11 protein-coding genes and 1 pseudogene are annotated in these 18106 nt (G+C 63.2%); 7 read left to right on the forward strand and 5 right to left on the reverse strand.

The window, feature by feature from the left end; all coding sequences use genetic code 11:
* Positions 1–295: 295 nt before the first annotated feature.
* The 7 genes and pseudogenes from ACWHYQ_RS04860 (at position 296) to ACWHYQ_RS04890 (ending at position 12864) form a co-directional block, all read left to right on the forward strand.
* Positions 296–583, forward strand: a complete 288-nt coding sequence (locus ACWHYQ_RS04860; protein WP_447974611.1) for a DUF3883 domain-containing protein — start codon at positions 296–298, stop codon at positions 581–583.
* Positions 580–2454, forward strand: coding sequence for an ATP-dependent nuclease (locus ACWHYQ_RS04865; RefSeq protein WP_447974612.1), 1875 nt, complete (start codon positions 580–582; stop codon positions 2452–2454). The genes ACWHYQ_RS04860 and ACWHYQ_RS04865 overlap by 4 nt, the downstream gene beginning before the upstream one ends.
* The gene (locus ACWHYQ_RS04870; protein WP_447974613.1) at positions 2454–5360 is read left to right on the forward strand and encodes a DUF1156 domain-containing protein; all 2907 of its coding nucleotides are present in this window, start codon (positions 2454–2456) and stop codon (positions 5358–5360) included. Before ACWHYQ_RS04865 ends, ACWHYQ_RS04870 begins: the two co-directional genes overlap by 1 nt.
* Positions 5357–5719, forward strand: a pseudogene (locus tag ACWHYQ_RS04875) (four helix bundle protein); the annotation flags it as partial. The gene ACWHYQ_RS04870 and the pseudogene ACWHYQ_RS04875, both read left to right, overlap by 4 nt.
* 109 nt (positions 5720–5828) lie before the next feature.
* Positions 5829–9137, forward strand: a complete 3309-nt coding sequence (locus tag ACWHYQ_RS04880) for a Swt1 family HEPN domain-containing protein (RefSeq protein WP_447974614.1) — start codon at positions 5829–5831, stop codon at positions 9135–9137.
* Between the two features lie 144 nt (positions 9138–9281).
* A complete protein-coding gene (locus tag ACWHYQ_RS04885) occupies positions 9282–10259 on the forward strand; it encodes an AAA family ATPase (RefSeq protein ID WP_447974615.1) in 978 nt (325 codons plus the stop codon).
* 220 nt (positions 10260–10479) lie between these two features.
* A complete protein-coding gene (locus tag ACWHYQ_RS04890) occupies positions 10480–12864 on the forward strand; it encodes a S8 family peptidase (RefSeq protein ID WP_447974616.1) in 2385 nt (794 codons plus the stop codon).
* Positions 12865–12873: 9 nt separating this feature from the next.
* Here the strand turns inward: ACWHYQ_RS04890 and ACWHYQ_RS04895 are convergent, their stop codons facing one another.
* The 5 genes from ACWHYQ_RS04895 to ACWHYQ_RS04915 form a co-directional block, all read right to left on the reverse strand.
* Positions 12874–13113, reverse strand: a complete 240-nt coding sequence (locus tag ACWHYQ_RS04895; RefSeq protein ID WP_447974617.1) for a hypothetical protein — start codon at positions 13111–13113, stop codon at positions 12874–12876.
* Positions 13114–13340: 227 nt separating this feature from the next.
* Entirely contained in the window at positions 13341–14882 is a 1542-nt protein-coding gene (locus ACWHYQ_RS04900; RefSeq protein WP_447974618.1) for a type IV secretion system DNA-binding domain-containing protein, read from the reverse strand.
* A 525-nt stretch (positions 14883–15407) separates the two neighbouring features.
* Positions 15408–15854: a hypothetical protein gene (locus ACWHYQ_RS04905; RefSeq protein ID WP_447974619.1), complete on the reverse strand. Its 447-nt coding sequence runs from the start codon at positions 15852–15854 to the stop codon at positions 15408–15410.
* A gap of 608 nt (positions 15855–16462) precedes the next feature.
* Entirely contained in the window at positions 16463–17536 is a 1074-nt protein-coding gene (locus tag ACWHYQ_RS04910) for a ParM/StbA family protein (RefSeq protein WP_447974620.1), read from the reverse strand.
* 321 nt (positions 17537–17857) lie between these two features.
* Positions 17858–18097 (reverse strand): hypothetical protein, encoded by a 240-nt coding sequence (locus ACWHYQ_RS04915; RefSeq protein ID WP_447974621.1) that lies wholly within the window; start codon positions 18095–18097, stop codon positions 17858–17860.
* Positions 18098–18106 lie beyond the last annotated feature (9 nt).

Consider the following 18106-nt stretch of genomic DNA (forward strand, 5'->3'; position numbering starts at 1 on the left):
CAGGTGCAATTGGCGGTGGGCAATCGCCTTCCTGGTCGAAACTCGGGTCGTCGCCTACCCGTTCCATAGCGCTCGCCAGTGGACCCCGCTGGTTTCCGGCGAGCCTAAAACGCAATTCGACGCAATGAAGACGCAATTCCGACGCAATTCTCCTGCTAAGTGCTTGCCAGGCAAAGAGTTGGCCAGCGGGGCTAAAACCCAATTCGGCGCGTCCAACGTGCAATTCCACCCTAATTCCACAGCGCCGTCAGGGCTCCCGATGCCTCTGCCGTCCGGGTCTGCGTTCCTGAGGTGCGTGATCGCCCGGCAACCGGGACGCGACCCGCGCATTAGCCACTTGCGCCTCATCGAGGTCAAGGGCCGGGCCGCCGGTGCCACCACGGTCACGATCACCAAGAACGAGATCCTGACGGCCCTCAACAAGCCGGACGACTTCATCTTGGCCGTCGTGGAAGTGGACGGTGACGCGGCGCGAAAGCTGGTCTACATCCGCCGGCCGTTCCAGAGGGAACCCGACTTGGGCGTGACCAGCGTGAGTTATGAACTGCGGGAACTGCTGCGTCGCGGGGAGGCACCGTCATGAGAATACGGCATTTAACAATCCACAACTACCGCAGCATCAAGCACGTGGATATCGAAGTGCCCAACATGCTGGTTCTGCTGGGGCCAAACAATCACGGCAAGTCAAACATCCTCGGTGCTCTTGAGTTCGGGCTTTCCACATCCGCCAAGCCAGTCCGAGATGACCTGTGCGCTTTCCGGGAACCGGACGAGCAATGCCTCTGGGTGGAGATGACGTTCGCGGAGCTGACGCCCCAAGAGCAGAAGACTTTCCAAAAGTACCTACGAACCGACAAGACGATTCGCATCCGTAAGACGGCATCGTTCGATGATGCCGGAAACGTGACTGTCGGCTACCGTGCTTACGTTCAGGAACCTGAGCAGTGGTGGCTGAAAGAATCAGCCTACGAGAGGCTCAAGACGAAGGAGATGGTAGAGGCGGAGGCGAAGAAAGTGCCTGCGCTCCTTAAGATTCTTGAAGGTGGCAGCAGGATCACCAAGCAGCGAATCCAGGCATTCCAGGAGACCTTCATTCAGGAGCACAGGAACGAACTAAGCTTCTCAGAAGTCCTCGAAGAGGGCCCGCTTCTTGGTGCGAAGAACGTTGGTGGCGGTATACTGCCAGAGTTCTACTTGGTCCCAGCAGTCCGCGACCTGAGCGACGAGACCAAGATACGCGGAACGGCCTTCTTCGGCAGGCTTCTCCAGCGGGCCGTTCAGGAGATGACCGAGCGCGATCCACGCTTTGTGGACCTGCATAACAGGATGCAGCAATTAATCAGCGAGTTGAATGATCGCACTCAGAGGCCGGGGGAACAGCCCTCGCAACTAGCCCAACTTGAGTCCCTCCTATCCGGCGAGCTGATTACTTGGGGGGTCGGTGTTTCCATCCAGGTGAGGCCGCCTCAGATTGAGAAGATTCTCGAACTTGGGACCGAACTCCACCTTGATGATGGACTGCGGACGTTGGCCGAAAGGAAGGGGCATGGTCTTCAGCGGGCCGTGATATTTGCCTTGCTTCGAGCATGGGCCAAGGTTCTGAGGTTGACGGTTGCCACAGCGGCCGAGGCCGCGGAGACCGCGCGCAAAGCATCCGAATCGTCCTATTTCGCCATCGAGGAGCCCGAACTTTTCCTTCATCCGCACGCCCAGCGCCAGTTGGCCGCGGCCCTCGTAGACCTATCATCGGCAGCCGAACACCAGGTATTCGTGTGCACGCATTCCACGCACTTCGTGGACCTCGACCGCTACCGGTGCATTGCCATCTGCCGTAAGCCCGGCGCGAGCGCTGGGACGGAAATCCGCCAGTGCAAGCAAGACCTCTTCGAAGGCCAAGACGCGGAGGACCGAAAACGCCGCCTCCACATGGCAATGTGGATCAATCCCGACCGCGGCGAGCTCTTCTTTGCCAAGAAGGTCATTCTGGTTGAGGGAGAGACAGAAAAGGTGATCCTGCCCTACTTGGCCAAGCAGCTCGGTTGCCTGGACTCGGACGTCTCAGTAATCGACTGCGGAAGCAAGTACAACCTCAGGCTCTACATCGCGATCCTGAACGCGTTTCACATCCCGTACTGCGTCGTGCATGACGAGGATCCCCTGCCAGACGCGGTGCCGGCCGAGTGGACCAATGAAAAGGTTGAACAATGCCGTCGCCTGTTTGACGAAAACGCCCGTATCCAAGCCAAGGTAGACACGTCCCTCGGCTCCGTCGAAGTCCTAAAGCCAGACTTCGAGGGCGTCGCCGGCGTATCTCGCGCGCAGGGCGAGAAGAAGGGCAAGGCTATCGCGGCACTGGAACACTTCGCCGCGATGGAGCCGGAAGAATTCCCCAAGCCGCTGTGCGACGCAGTGCGGAAGGCATACTTGGCGAACATTCCGGAGGTTGTAGGCTGATGCAATATCCCAAAAAGCTCATCGAGGTGGCGCTGCCGTTGCCGGAGATCAACGACGCCTCGGCCTACGACAAGATGCCCGGCATCGGGCCGCATCCCAAGGGCATCCACCACTGGTGGGCGCGGCTGCCGCTGCCGACCGCCCGGGCGGTGCTCTTCGCCTCGGTCGTGGATGACCCGTCCTCGCATCCGGAGCGCTTTCCCACCGAGGAGATGCAGAACGCCGAACGCGAGCGCCTCTTCGAGATCCTGCGCCGGTTGATGCAGAACAAAATGCACGAGCATCCCGAGAGCTACGCCGAGGCGAGGGCCGAGATGCTCAAGCACTGTGGCGGGAAGCTGCCGCCGGTGCTCGACCCCTTTGCCGGCGGCGGCTCGATTCCGCTGGAAGCGGCCCGGCTCGGGCTCGAGGCGCATGCCGCCGACCTCAACCCCGTCGCGGTCCTGCTCAACAAGTGCAACCTGGAACTTGTCCCGCGCTGGATGGACCAGCCGCCGGTGAATCCAGAAGACAGAAGTCAGGAGACAGGAGGAAGAAGGCTTACGGCGGCTGGCTGGCGCGGGGCGAGCGGCCTGGCCGAGGATGTGCGCTACTACGGGCGCGTCATCCGCGAGCGGGCCATCGCGAAGATCGGCCACCTGTATCCCAAGGTCCGCATTGTCCAGGAGAAGGACGGCACCTGGCGGCACGCAACCGATGAGGAGATCCGTTCCGGTAAGAAGAGCGTCCGCGAAGCCAACGTCATCGCGTGGCTCTGGGCAAGGACGGTGGCGAGCCCCAACCCGGCGGCACGCGGGGCGCATGTGCCGCTCATGAGCACCTTTTGGCTTTCGAGCAAGAAGGGGAGCGAGGCGTGGCTGGAGCCGGTGGTGGACCGAAGTGCCGGAACGTGGACATTTCCGGTGCGCACGGGCGAGCCGAGGGAGAGGGCAGCAATCAAGGCGGGAACCAAGACGCATCCCAAGCGATGGCGGTTCCGCTGCTTGCTTACCGGAGAGCCCATTGTGGAGCGTCACGTCATCGCCCAAGGTCAACGCGGGCACATGATGGTGAGGTTGGTAGCGATTGTGGCGGACTCGGGTCGTGGGCGAGTGTATCTCCCAGCTCTGCAGAAACATGAAGACGTTGCACGGCAACCAGTGCCGAGCTGGAAACCCGACCAACAGATGCCTGACAATCCACGATGGTTCTCGCCGCCAGCGGTAGGGCTTGAGAGCTATGGTGACCTATTCACCCCCCGGCAGCTCACGGCGATGGTGACGCTGTCGGACCTGGTCAAGGCGGTCCGGGCGGACGTCGTGCGGGATGCGTCGGACGCGGGCCTCGCCAAGCGAGAAGCCGAAGCCTACGCCGCCACGGTGGTGACGTTTCTGGCGCTGGCGCTGGATAGGTGCGCGGATTTCAACAATTCGCTTTGCAGGTGGAAGCCGAGCGGACAGCAGTCGCTCCAGCTTTTCGCTAGACAAGCGATCCCCATGGTATGGGATTTTTGCGAACCCAATATTATGGGTGAAAAAGCAGTGTGTTGGCACACCGCAGTGAATATATGTGCCGATGCTATAGAGACAGTACCGACGGCGCGGATGTGTTTCGGCATCCCGCGCCAGATCGACGCAGCGAGTTCCTGGGACGAACTCAAAGGCGTCCTCGTCTCGACCGACCCGCCCTACTACGACAACATCGGCTACGCGGCGCTCTCGGACTTCTTCTACGTCTGGCTGCGCCGCACCATCGGCGACCTCTACCCGGATCTGTTCAAGACCATCCTCGTACCCAAGGAGCCGGAGCTCGTCGCCGCGCCGGAGCGGTTCGACGGCGACAAGGAGAAGGCCAAGGAGCACTTCGAGGCCGGCTTCCGCAAGGCGTTCAGTGCCCTGCGAGAAAAGATGGACGCCCGCTTCCCGCTCACGGTGTACTACGCCTTCAAGCAGGAGGACGAGGAAGCGGGAACGGATGAGGCTGAAAACGACGAATCGGACAAGCCCTCCAACGGCGTGGACCGGACGACCGGATGGGAGACGCTGCTGGAGGCGCTCCTGGGAAGCGGCTTCCAGATCACGGCCACCTGGCCGGTCCGGGCGTCGCAGAAGTGGCGCATGGTCGCCATGGGCACGAATGCCCTGGCCTCCTACATCGTACTGGCCTGCCGGCCTCGTCCGGCCGATGCACCCCAGTGCAGCCGGCGGGAGTTCATCGCCGAACTCAAGCGCGAGCTGCCGCAGGCGCTCAAGCATCTCCAGCAGGGGAACATCGCCCCCGTGGACCTCGCGCAGGCCTCCATCGGCCCCGGCATGGCCGTCTTCTCCCGGTACGCCCGCGTCATGGAGGCGAGCGGCAATCCCATGACGGTGCGCACAGCCCTCGCGCTCATCAACCAGACGCTGGACGAGGTGCTCGCCGAACAGGAGGCCGAGTTCGACGCCGATACCCGCTGGGCGCTGGCGTGGTTCGAGCAGTACGGGACGGGCGAAGGACAGTTCGGCGACGCCGAAACCCTCTCGAAGGCCAAGAACACCGCGGTGAACGGCCTCGTGGAGGCGGGCATCATCTCGGCGCGCGGCGGGAAGGTCCGGCTCGTCGGACGGGAGGAGTTGCCGGCGGACTGGGACCCGGCCAAGGACAAGCGACTGACCGTCTGGGAAGGGACCCAGCATCTGATCCGAACCCTCGAACAGGGGGGCGAAAGCGCGGCGGCGGAGCTGCTCCGGCGACTCGGAAGCGCCACAGGCGAGGTGGCGCGGGAACTCTCCTATCGGCTTTACAAGATCTGCGAGCGCAAGGGCTGGTCGAAGGAGGCCCTGTCCTACAACGGCCTCGTCGTCGCCTGGCCCGAAATCGTGAGGCTGGCCAGTAGTCAGAAGGAAGAAGGAAGAAGTCAGAAGGAACTCTTTGAGGAGGGAGGATGATGCCGCCAGCGCAGTCGTTTCAGGACTTGGTGGTCTGGCAGAAGGCCCATGGCTTTGTGCTGGCGGTCTACCGCATGACGGCAGCGTTTCCGAAACATGAACTTTACGGTTTGACCAGCCAGCTTCGCCGCGCGGCGGTGTCGGTGCCCGCCAACATCGCCGAAGGATTCCGTAAGCGCGGCAAAGGGGACAAGGCCCGTTTCCTGAACACGGCGGAGGGGTCGCTCGAAGAGTGCAGATACTATCTCATATTGGCGCAGGACTTGGGATACGCCAGGACGGAAGATTTGCGTGAGGCAGCCGATGAAGTCGGGCGGCTTCTCGGCGGATATGCCCGTGCCATTCTAACTTCTTCCTCCTATTCAGGAGGCAGAACGCAGGAGGTAGGAAACAGGACGCAGAAGGTAGAAGGTAGAAGCCGGTGCCATTCTGACTTCTTCCTCCTGACTTCTTTCTACTGGAGGCAACATGGCCAAGACCAACCGTGACCGCGTCGGCGAAGCCCTCGAGCTGCTGAACAAGGGGCTTCGCCCCTTCGTGGAGCGGGAGCTGAAAGCCGTGTACAAGGACCAATGGATGGAGACGGCCGCGCAATCCTTCGGCGGCAAGAAGATCAATTGGTCCGATCCGCAGACGACCTTGGTGGTCATGTGGGATCAGTGGAACACGGTCTTCAAGAATGTGCTGGGGCACGCCGAGCGGAGCCTCGTGAGCGAGCTGCGGGACATCCGCAACCGCTGGGCCCACATGGAGAGCTTCAGCACCGACGACGTCTACCGCGCCCTGGACAGCGCCGGGAGGCTGCTCACGGCGGTCTCCGCGCCCGAGGCGGGCGAGCTCGAGAAACAGAAGATGGAGCTCTTGCGCCTGCGCTTCGAGGAGCAGCGGAGGTCCGAGGCCCGCAAGGCCGCCGTCGCGCCCGTGGAAGGCAAACCCGCGGGGAACCTCAAGCCCTGGCGCGAGATCGTGACGCCGCATCCCGATGTGGCCTCCGGGCGCTACCAGCAGGCCGAGTTCGCGGCCGACCTCTGGCAGGTCTACCTTGGAGAAGGATCGGACGAGTACAAGGATCCTGCCGAGTTCTTCCGCCGGACGTTCCTCACGGAAGGCCTCAAGCAGCTTCTCACCCGGGCCGTCGAGCGCCTGGCCAGTCACGGCGGCGACCCTGTGGTCGAACTGCAGACCAACTTCGGCGGGGGCAAGACGCACTCGATGCTCGCGCTGTATCACCTCTTCTCCGGCGCGAGCGCTTCGAGCTTGCCGGGGGTGGAAGACCTCTTGCGGGAAAGCGGACTCACGCTGCCCAAGGGGGTCCGGCGGGCGGTGGTGGTCGGGACCAAGATCTCCCCTGGGCAGGCACACAGGAAACCCGACGGAACGGTCATCCGCACACTCTGGGGCGAGATCGCCTGGCAACTGGGCGGCAAGGAAGGCTACAAGCTCGTCAAGGAGGCCGACGAGACCGCGACGAATCCCGGCGACGCCTTGCGGGCGCTCTTCAACCGCTACGCGCCCTGCCTGATTCTGATTGACGAATGGGTCGCCTACGCGCGCCAGCTTCACGACAACGGAGGCTTGGCGGGGGGCACCTTCGATACCCAGTTCACCTTTGCCCAGGCGCTGACCGAGGCCGCGAAGGCGGCGACGAAGACGCTCCTGGTGGTCAGCATCCCCGCCTCCGAGAGTCCCAGCCCGCAGGAAGGGCGCGAGCGGATTTCCGACATCGAAGTGGGGGGCGAGCGGGGCCGGGCGGCGCTTGTGCGCTTGAAGAACGCCATCGGTCGCGTGGAGGCCTCCTGGCGGCCGGCCAGCCCCGACGAAGGGTTCGAGATTGTCCGCCGGCGCCTGTTCCAGCCGATCACCGATCCGAAGCTCTTTGTCGAGCGCGACCAGGTGGCCAGGGCTTTCGTGGAGATGTATGGCACGCAGCCGCAGGACTTCCCCGGCGAGTGCCGCGAGGCGAGCTACGAGCGGCGGATCAAATCCGCGTATCCCATCCATCCGGAGTTGTTCGACCGTCTCTACAACGACTGGTCGACGCTGGAGAAGTTCCAGCGCACACGCGGCGTGTTGCGTCTGATGGCAGCCGTCATTCACTCCCTCTGGGAGCGGCAGGACGGCAACTTGCTCATCATGCCCGCGAACGTGCCCGTGGACGACCCGCGGGTACAGTTCGAACTGACCCGCTATCTGGAAGACCAGTGGGTCCCGGTGATCGAAAAGGATGTGGACGGCCCCAATTCCCTGCCGCTTGCGCTCGACCGCGAGAACCCGAACCTCGGCCGCTATTCCGCCTGCCGGCGGGTGGCGCGGACGATTTACCTCGGCTCGGCGCCGACCCAGCGGGCCGCGAACCGCGGGATCGACGACCGGCAGGTGCGGCTGGGTTGCGTCCAGCCGGGTGAGACCGCCGCCATTTTCGGTGACGCGCTTCGCCGTCTCACGGATCGCGCCACGTACCTCTATGTGGACGGCAGGCGATACTGGTTCTCCACCCAGCCGACGGTCACGCGCCTGGCCGATGACCGGGCCGCTCAGCTCCGCGAGGAAGACGTCCTCGAAGAAATCAAGCGCCGGCTTCGCCTTCAGGCACGAACGCGCGGAGAATTCGCCAAGGTCCACGCCTGCGCGTCCGCCGGGGATGTGACGGACGAGCGCGAGGCCCGGCTCGTGATCCTCGCGCCGGAGTATCCCCACACCGGCCGAGACCCCTCGAGCCCCGCCCGCAGGGAAGCTGCCGCCCTGCTCGATTCCCGAGGCACGAGTCCTAGAACCTACAAGAACACGTTGGTCTTCTTGGCGGGCGACGGCGGGCGGCTGAAGGACTTGGAACAGGCGACGCGACAGTACCTGGCGTGGAAATCCATCTGGGAAGAGCGCGAGTCCCTGAACCTCGATGCCTTCCAGTCTCGCCAGGCCGAAACCAAGTGCAGGACCGCCGACGAGACCGTCGAGGCCCGCATCCCGGAAGCCTACCAGTGGTTACTGGTTCCCACCCAGCCCGACCCGAAAGGGCCGGTCGAATGGCAGGAGATCCGGCAGCAGGGCCAGGAGGCGCTCGCGGTTCGCGCCTCGAAGAAGCTCAAGAACGAGGAGCTGTTGCTGGTCCAGCTCGGCGGCCCGCGCTTGAGGCACGAACTCGACCGCGTTCCGCTCTGGCGCGGTGACCATGTGGGCACGAAACAGTTGGCCGAGGATTTCGCCACCTATCTCTATCTCCCCCGGTTGTCCGACGACGCCGTGCTGGCGGACGCCATCCGGGACGGCCTGTCCCGCCTGACGTGGCAGTCAGAAACCTTCGCCTACGCCGACCACTGGGACGAACAGAAGAGAAAGTACGTCGGGTTGCAGACGGGGCCGGGCGTCCGGGTCACGCTCGACGAGCGCAGCCTCCTCGTGAAGCCAGAGGCCGCCCTCGCCCAGATGCAGGCGGAAAGGGAACGCCAAGCGGAGACGCCGTCGCAGCCCGCTGGTGAATCCGGCGCCGCGACAAAGGTCCAAGAGCCGGGTGAAGGGCCACCCACCCCTCCGGTCGCCGCTCCTCCTCGTCGGTTCCACGCCACCGTGCTGTTGGACCCCACACGCATCGGGCGGGACGCGGGCCGCGTCGCGGAGGAAGTGGTCCAGCACTTGGCCGGGCTCGTGGGTTCCCACGTCGAAGTGACGTTGGAGATTCGGGCGGATGTGCCCGACGGCGTGCCCGAGCCGATCGTGAGGATCGTCACGGAGAACTGTCGGGCCTTGAAGTTCAAGACCCATGGGTTCGAGAAAGAATGAGTACGTGCGTGCCGCGATGAATAGAAGACGCGACTTCGGACAGAGTCTGGTCGGTGGGGTGTCCCCTCTAATCCCCCTTCATGGCCTTTACCTGGGGGGGCGCGTAGAGCCATGCACATCGTTCAAGGAGGAGGTGAGGCTGTAATGGCGCGGGCTGACCTCCTTCTCAACCTGGTGAAGGCCGGGGGTAGCGGCGACCGAGCGCTGTTCCGCAAGGCCCTGGAAGCGCTTATCGCTGACGAAAGGGGCAAGCAGCACAACGTGCTCGCCGATCGCCTCGCTGCCTATCTCAACAGCGCTCCACCTTCAAACAATGTGAGCAAAACCCCTCTTGACGCTGCCTCTTTGCTCTATGAGGTCCACCCGCAACGCAGGCTTGAGTCGCTCATCCTGCCAGATTCCGTTGTTGCAGCATGCAAGGAGCTGATCGAGGAGCAGCACCGAGCCGACCTTCTTAGGTCACACAATCTGGAGCCCCGCCATCGCGTGCTTCTTGCAGGCCCCCCCGGCAATGGCAAAACCTCCCTCGCTGAAGTCATAGCGACCGAACTCATGGTGCCGCTTCTCGTGGTGCGCTACGAAGCGGTCATAGCCAGCTACCTGGGGGAGACGGCGGTGCGGTTGGCGCGTCTGTTTGACTACGTGCGCACGTGCCGAGCGGTCTTGTTCTTCGACGAGTTCGACGTTGTCGGGAAGGAACGAGGTGACGAGCACGAGACGGGTGAGATCAAACGAGTCGTTAGCTCTCTTCTTCTCCAGGTGGACGCTCTCCCTAGCCACGTGGTCGTCGTCGTCGCTACGAATCACCCGGAGCTCTTGGATCGGGCCGTATGGCGTCGCTTCCAGCTTCGGCTGCATCTTCCTGCGCCCGACCTCTCGCAGGTAGAAGAGTGGTGCCGCCGATTTGAAGAGCACCTTGGCACCAAGCTCGGCAGCTCACCCCGCGCACTTGCGGGAAAGCTCAAAGGACTGAACTTCAGCGAGCTAGAAGAGTTTAGGATGGATGTCCAGCGCCGCTACACCTTGGCACTGCCTGACGCAGATAGGCGCCGGATCGTAGAAGACCGCGTCAAGCAGTGGGAGCAGCGATTCACCTTGGGCAGGTCGGACAAGGGGGAGTGAAGCCATGCCGGAACGGCCGCTGCTGATCCTTCCGTCTCCGGGCGAACCCGAACGACGGAAGCAGAAGAGCGGAGGGGGAGGCCGGCCTCACCTTCCGACTCGCGAGCGACAGGCAGAACGTCTGGTCCCTCGTTTTTCGCTTCTCCAACAGGCACTCGAGGCTCGGCGAGCCCGTCTGCAGACAGAGGCGGCTGGAATCGTTCCCGAAGAAGTTGTCGTCTTGGAAACGGTCGGGCCTGTCGAGGACTTCATCGTCGCTGTGCGGAATATCGATGGGCTGGAGTGGCTAGGAGAGATCGAGGAAGAAGATATTCCCCCGGATGACGACTTCTTCGTGGCGGATCGACAGGGGGCTCCGCGCCAAGGAAAGATGCTGCGTGGGCGCGCGTTTCTGATCTTCACGAACCAGCAGGCCCTCCAGCAACTGCTATCGCTTTGGGACACGTGGAAAGCCGGGAACGCTCTCCCTCGTGGCTTGGGAAAGTGGGCTGATGTTTTCGCCCAATTGCGCGATGTTCGGCCATGGGGCGTAGAGGATCGTTTGATAGAGACGGGCATACTGGATGATTGGCGCGAACGCGTTGCGCACAACGATGAAGTCATCCCATTGGAGATCGAACTCTGGTTCCGCAACGACCCTCGACGTCGGAGAGCGGCACGAGACCGAGTGGTCGGTCTTGTGGAGGGGCTCGAAGGCCGGATTGTTCAAGAAGCGATCATAGAGGAGATTGCCTATCACGCGGTGCTTGTGCGTCTTCCCATCGCTGCGGTCCAGCCTCTACTTGAAGAAGGGGGGCGTGACACGGCACTCGTTCAGTGCGAGCAGATCCAGTTCTTCAGGGCCTCTGGTCAGATGGCTGGCGTTATCGTCGAAGACGCACGAACAGCGGGCCCCCCCGTTGAACCCCCGCGCGAGCCACTTGGTGAACCGGTCGTGGCCCTCTTCGATGGACTTCCGCTACAAAACCATCAGCGCCTCGCAGGCCGTCTCGTAGTCGATGACCCTGATGGCTATGAGGCCCAGTATCCGGCGAGAGAGCGTCGGCATGGAACAGCGATGGCCTCACTTGTCCTTCACGGGGATCTTGACGCGGGGCAAGCTGGGATCACGCGCCGCCTCTACGTGCGCCCAATTCTCCGTCCCGACCCACGTGACTGGAGACAGCCGCGACCAGAGGTGGTTTCTGAAGACACGCTCGTGGTCGACCTCCTTCATCGCGCAGTCCGCCGGCTCTTCGAGGGGGATGGAAACCAGCCTCCTGTCGCACCTCAGGTTTGTGTCATCAACCTGTCCATCGGGATTCGAGATAGGGTGTTCGATGGCGCTTTGAGCCCGTTGGCAAGGCTACTCGACTGGCTCGCTTGGAAGTACCGCCTCCTCTTCCTGGTAAGTGCCGGAAACCATGCCCATGATATTGACCTTCCGGGTCCTCGTGGTCGAACGACAACCATGACCCCCGAAGAATTCCAGGCCGAAGTAATACGCGTGGTGGCGGGCGACGCTCGCAGTCGCCGACTGCTGTCGCCTGCAGAGGCCGTCAACGCCCTTACGGTCGGCTCCATCCACAGGGACGCATCAACTGATCAGCCTCCTGCCAACACGCGCGATCCGTTCGTCAATCACGATCTCCCCAGCCTGATTAATGCCCAGGGGATGGGATACAGGCGGGCAATCAAGCCGGAGATCCTGCTGCCTGGTGGGCGTCTGGTTCTGCGCGAGAGCCTGGAACAAACGCCGAGTGACCGTTTCGAAGTGCTTGTGCAATCTCATGCCCCTGGACAGCGAGTGGCTGCACCTGGGCCAAACCCCGGAGATTTGGCGTACACGTGGCACACACGTGGAACCAGTAACGCAACTGCCTTGACCAGCCGCGCTGCTGCGCAGCTCTATGACGTCCTTGACGAGCTTCGCTCGTTACCCGGTGGGGAACTTGTCGACAGCCTCCCTCGCTCTGTCTGGCTGAAAGCTCTCCTTGTGCATGGGGCGAGCTGGGGCCCTGCCGGCGATCTTCTTCACCAGATCCTGCGGACTCCGAATAATAGCAGGCAGTTCAAGGAGTACCTGACGCGGCTTGTCGGCTACGGTGCCCTCGACGTGACACGCGTTCGAGAATGCACGGAGTATCGGGTGACGGCGTTGAGCGGTGGCTTGCTCCAAGCCGAGCAGGCGCATGTCCACCGCTTCCCCCTTCCACCTTCGTTGAGCGGTCAGGCTGGACGTCGTCGTGTAACCATAACCCTGGCGTGGCTCACGCCCGTCAACACCGTCCACCAAGGCTGGCGTCGCGCTGACCTATGGTTCACACCGCCGCCGGCCCCTCTTCAGGTGAATCGGCTCGAGGCTGACTGGCGAGCCGTGCAGAGGGGAACCGTTCAGCATGAGATTCTGGAGGGTGAGCGTGCCGCCGCATTCGTAGATGGAGACAACCTTGAGATTCTAGTAAGCTGCCGGGCCGACGCCGGAGCGCTTGAGGACGCGGTTCCCTATGCGCTGGCCACGACGTTGGAGGTGGCACCGGATGTTGGCGTGACGGTGTACGAAGAGGTGCGCGAGAGAGTGCAGGCACTGGTACGGGCACGAGTAAGGGTTGCGCCACGGCCATAAAGAGTTGGCCTACGCATTCGAGGCAGAGCCATGGCCGAGCACTGTCGAGAAGGCGGCCAGTTGTTGCTTGTGATTCTCGATGTGCGCGATGGGCCGCAGTGCCCGCTCGGTGATCGCCGGCCGGCGGACCATGTCGGGGAGCGACAGGACGTGCTGCTGGATCTCGGGCTCAGGTGATGCCATCCCAGGACGCCATTCCTGAATGGCGTGCCCTGAGACGTCCTCCGCGACAGCATCGTTCAAGTGCATCGAGCCGTTATCCTCGGAGAATTTCCCCCGGATATCCTCAGCCCTCCTACGGTGTTCGTGCTTTCGTCTCGGTCTGGCTGGTCGACGCCAACTCGGCAGCGACCTGGACAATCGTGACCGTGAGGGTGCGAGCGACCGGTTCATTGGGGATACTGGAACATCCCTCCCATTCGCGAGCGCTGAGGCCGAGGGGGTAGGTACGCCAAGAGCTGGTGACCGGTGATCAGTCAGATCGTTGAGGACATTCCCATATGCGGCAGCACGAGTTGCGGCAATGGCTTGAACGCATCCATTCTGGTGGGACGCGGACGGTAGGCGAGCGTCGTGCGCGCCCAGACCCCGTTGCTGCTGCTTGTGCGGATGAGGCAGGTGAGGTCCGGGAGCGCTTGCAGCTCACTGGGCAGCAGCAGCGGCGCGGTCTTCGTTTGTCGCCGGAGGCTGAAGCTGCCGTGCTTATCGCCGGCGACGCTGTGATAGAGGTCGGGATCCTCATACTCCTCTTCTCCGATCAGCTGGCTGACGTACCGTTGGGTCTCCGGGTCCGCAAGCGCAAAGACGATTGTGTTCCCGCATGCGTTGATGATCGTCTGACGTACGTCGCGGTGATACACCTTGTCGATTTGCCCGATGTCCTGGACCCCCAACCAGACGCTCCCCCCTTTGCTCCGGCTCAGCGTGAGCAGGTCAGCAATGGTGCTTAGCCGCTGGAGGGTGCCGAATTCGTCAATGATAAAGTAGACACGACGCTGCAAGTCGTCAGGCATGGAGAGCAACGTCCGGCCGAGCAGGTCGATGCAGAGGGATAGGACTGGCTTGAGCGTGTCTTTTACCCGCGGCGTGTTACTGACGTACAGCGCGCTGGGGCCCGGTGCGCTGATCCAGCTCCGGACGCTCCATCCTCCAGGCCAGTACGCCATGTACTCGAATGGTTTGGCGTAGAGCATCAGCGTCGCCATGACGCCGAGCGCCTGTTTGCTACTGGCATCCTCAATCGCTTTCCACCCCCGTTGCCCCTCGGGAATGGACGCGAGGGCCGCGGCCAGGTCCTTGGTTGGGCGCGTGACCCACTCCCAAATCGCTGCATTGGTCCGCGTGCCAGCCCGCCAACAGTAATGCAGAATCCCGCTTAACACAGCCCGTGCCGAATCGACCCAGAATTTTTCTTCGTCGCGGGATTCGGGGATGAGGCTCTGGCAGACCGCGTCAATGTCCATGACGTCTTCGAGATCGTCGAAGATGTTCCTGGAGACCGATCGCGCATCCATGGGATTGAACAGCAGATCGCCCGGTCGGGCGAACCGGGAGAAATAATCTCCCTTGAAATCGTAGATCAGCAGCTTGGCATCCTCGTGCCGCACGAGCAACTGCTCGAGTGCCGCATGAAAGAGCACGGTCTTTCCCACCCCGGGCCGTCCGATGGTCAAGACGTGGCGGATCTCATCGCGTCGGCTGAGCCAGACACTCCCCAGCGTAAGCCCTTGGGTGGGAGAGCAATACGCGGGGAGCGTGGGCGCGACGTCGATCCGGCTGCCCCGGAGATACGTGCGCGAGCGGAGGGCCTCGGCTGTCCTGGCAGCTGTCATCCAGAGCACGGGGAGCAGCGCCCAGACGGGCAAGGTCTTGGCCCATGCCTCCCTGTAAGTGTGACTCGCAAACTGGAGAAACTCGACAACCGCCTGCAACGCCGGAATCCGATGAGCATCGAGCTCGCGCGCCACATAGGCCCAGAACTCCCGGACACTGGCGGAGTGCCAAAACCACCATAGCACTCCGGCCGCTACCAGATGCAGGATTCCGACGAAGACGACACCTTGCAGGACAGCCTCGACATGGAGCCTGGCCCGGAGGACCCAATTATGCCAGCCGAGCCAGGTGCCACGCGGAAGTTTAGGCCTCGATCCCAAGGGCATATCAGGTCCCTGGCGAGGGCTGAGCGTCCCCAGGCTCGAGGAGAGCCTGAGCCAGGCGCGCGAGAAACACCGCTACAAGCGTTGACCCCGAGTGGGCGAGTATGCGTGCTCCACGCGTGAACTCCAATTCCGCCCCAAAGGGCATGGGATCGTTGCCAGCCATTGGGTTGGCTACATAGCTGGCGGCAGCGGTGAGGGCAGCGAGGATCTCGGTTCGGGTTCGGCCAGCCAGGCGGTCATCGTACCGAATTGCCGCTGCGACGGCCTCAAGGATTGCTTTGGTTGCCTGGTCGAGATGGTCCGAGTAGGAATCGCTGTTCATGCTGGGCACCTCCGTGGTTGGTTTGTCTCATCTCCTGTCGGTCTTGGCTGTCCCGTCCTCCTCTACGAAGCCCGTATCCGCTTCACAAATTCCTCGCTGTGCTGGGTAATCTCCTCCGACTCGCGACGGTATGCCTCGCGGATATCGGTCATGTGTCTCAACTGGGCCAGTCCGAGCGCGTGGATCCGCGCTGCCGCCACGTAGGCGTGCTTGGCCGCGGCCTCAGCGAGGCGAATGGAGATGTCCATCCGCTCGGCCAACGACCCGATGGCAGCGCAGAGTTGATCCAGCTTCCCGGCCAGCCCCTCGGCGACGGCCTCGACCTTGGCGAGATCGCGGCGGAGCTCCTCGCGTACCTTGTCCTCCTCCAGCTGACGGACAGCCCGTGCGAGCATGTCCCGCACGGCTGCCGACAGGCCCCGGTGACCTGCGAGACGCTCAAGCACCTGGCGTTCCTCTCGCGTCACACGAATCCCGATGCGCTCGTTGCTGCGGTTCGGTGTCGCCATGCCTGCCCTACGGCGATGGACGTACCTGGATCGCATTTGGCAATGGTCCAGTGGTGGCACCGTGTCCGGCCAACCATCTCATGCCTGCCGTCGAACAGCACAACCGCGTGACGCTACGGCGAAACACGGCAGCCGAAAACCGGGCGTATCGAACAACCCTGAACGGCCTACTTCGTGGGCTCATATAACTACGTAATTGCCAGGTTCGACGCGCCAGGACCCGCCTCTGTCGAGACGCACACCGTGTTTGTGACCATCGGCCTGTTCGACAATGGCGTTGTCATCCTCGAACACAGAACTGCCGGATATCCGAGCCCGCCTCGCCCGAGGACTCCACCTCGTGTTCGACAGCCCATGGCTTTCACCGAAAGCGATGGGTGTGAGCAAAAAAAGAGTCCGAGGGTGGGGCTGGCTCGTGGGCCGACGCGGCTCGTCAGAGTGCGCCGAGCCGGCCACCAAACAGGGCCCCATCGGGGCCGCGACCAGGTCTCTCACGAGGCCCGAGAGAGACCCAGCGCCTCCGTCGCATCGTAGGGGAGACATGGAGCGCTGAGCGATCTCGAGGATGTCTCGGCCGCGCCCGGTGTGAGCCCCAGCGGTTGCGCCACTCATGCCTGTCCTGTCTCCCAGCGGCTCCCTGCGGCGGCATCCGCAGCGTGCTTCTCCTGCGTGGCCTCGTCCAGGGAGGGCCAGCGCGGGGGCAATCCGAGCCGAACGCGGCCATACAAAAAACAGCCCATGGCGTTGGCCCATTCCGGTTCCGGCAACACCACGAGGTCCGGCCGCCACGCCTTCAGGCTATCGGCCAGATAATGGGCCCCACCCCCGGCGAGGAGGACGGTCTCCGGAAACTCGGGCGGCCAGACCCGCTCGATCTCCGCAATGAGGTCGTGAGCGATCGCGTTGGCCGCCGCCTGCACCTCGGTGAGGAGAGATTCGATGGGGAACATGCGCCCCCGTGTCCGCAAGGGCCGCCTCTGCCGCACGGCCAAGGCGACTTCCCGAGGATCGACTGTCCGATGCAGCTCCTCCCCAGCCTGGCGGGCGACGGTCTCCCAGACCCGCGACAGCCCAAAGAGGAGGCCCGTCGTCTTGGGAAAGACGGGTCGCCGTCCGTCTAGGCCAATGACTTCGGTGGTCCGGCTTCCTACGTCGATGATGCCGGTCGTCTCGCCGCTCTGGGGCTCGCGGCCGGTCCGAAGGAAGTGCCCGATCGCGGCGGCCGTCCCTTGGGCGATCACGTCCACGGTCTGCGCATCCAGCACGCTCTGCACGATCCGGCGGACGCGCGTGACGGCATCGGAGGAAAACGCGCGGGCCGGAATGCAGACGACCACGTGGCCGGACCGCGGAAGAGCGGCCTGGGTCCTGGCGAGCAAGGCTCGGTAGGCCTCAGATTCCCACCATTCATCGATCCCCTCGTGATCCTTGAGGCGTTGTCCGTGGCTCAAGACCCCATCGCCCACGAGATACCGTGTCCCATTGATGGTCACAATGTCCGAGTCGTCCTCGGCGACCTGGGCCCGACTGTCGATCGGCGCAATGAGACTCGCGTAGGAGACCCGCTCAACGGGGGTCACGAGCTTGACATCGCCATAGCCGACGTCGAGTCCGATCGCGGCCGGCGCAGATTTGTCCTGCCGTGCCACAGGCACGATCCGATGTGACGTCGAACGTTTCATGACTCATCCTCCTTTGGTGGTGTCGCTGCGTCATCCCACGGCGTGGAATGCAACGCGACTTGGTTCGGTTGCTGGCGAAGGGACCGGGATCTCCGCTCCCGTGGCTGGCGCACATCGGGATGCTCCAGACCGCGAAACTTCTCCGGTCCCTCTCCGGCCATCCGCTGAGCGGTCACCTGGCCCTCCTGGGTGCGCATCCAGTACGCCGCGGCCAACGCCAGCCAAGTCGCCCGCCGCCGTGGTGGCATAGATGCGAGGAAAGCCTGGACGGTCGGGTCCCAGAACGTGACTTTGATTTGCATGCCGCGACTCCGACCTCAGTCAGCCGCCGCGCGCACGCTCGCGCCGGGCAGCCTCCGCCTCGAGAGCGTGGGCCTGGCCCTCGAAGTACTGTAGCAGCGTGGTGACCTCGTCCACTTGCTCCTTGGGAGGATGAGGATGAAAATACGCCCCCTCACGGAGCAGGTCGCGCAGAATCGCAACCTGCTCGCGCAGGTGCGCGGCGAGATCGAGCAGCGCCGCAGGAGTGTGCTGATCCGTCAGTCGGATAGTGTTGTCCATGATGTCCTC

It is taken from the genome of Nitrospira sp. Kam-Ns4a (assembly GCF_965152595.1).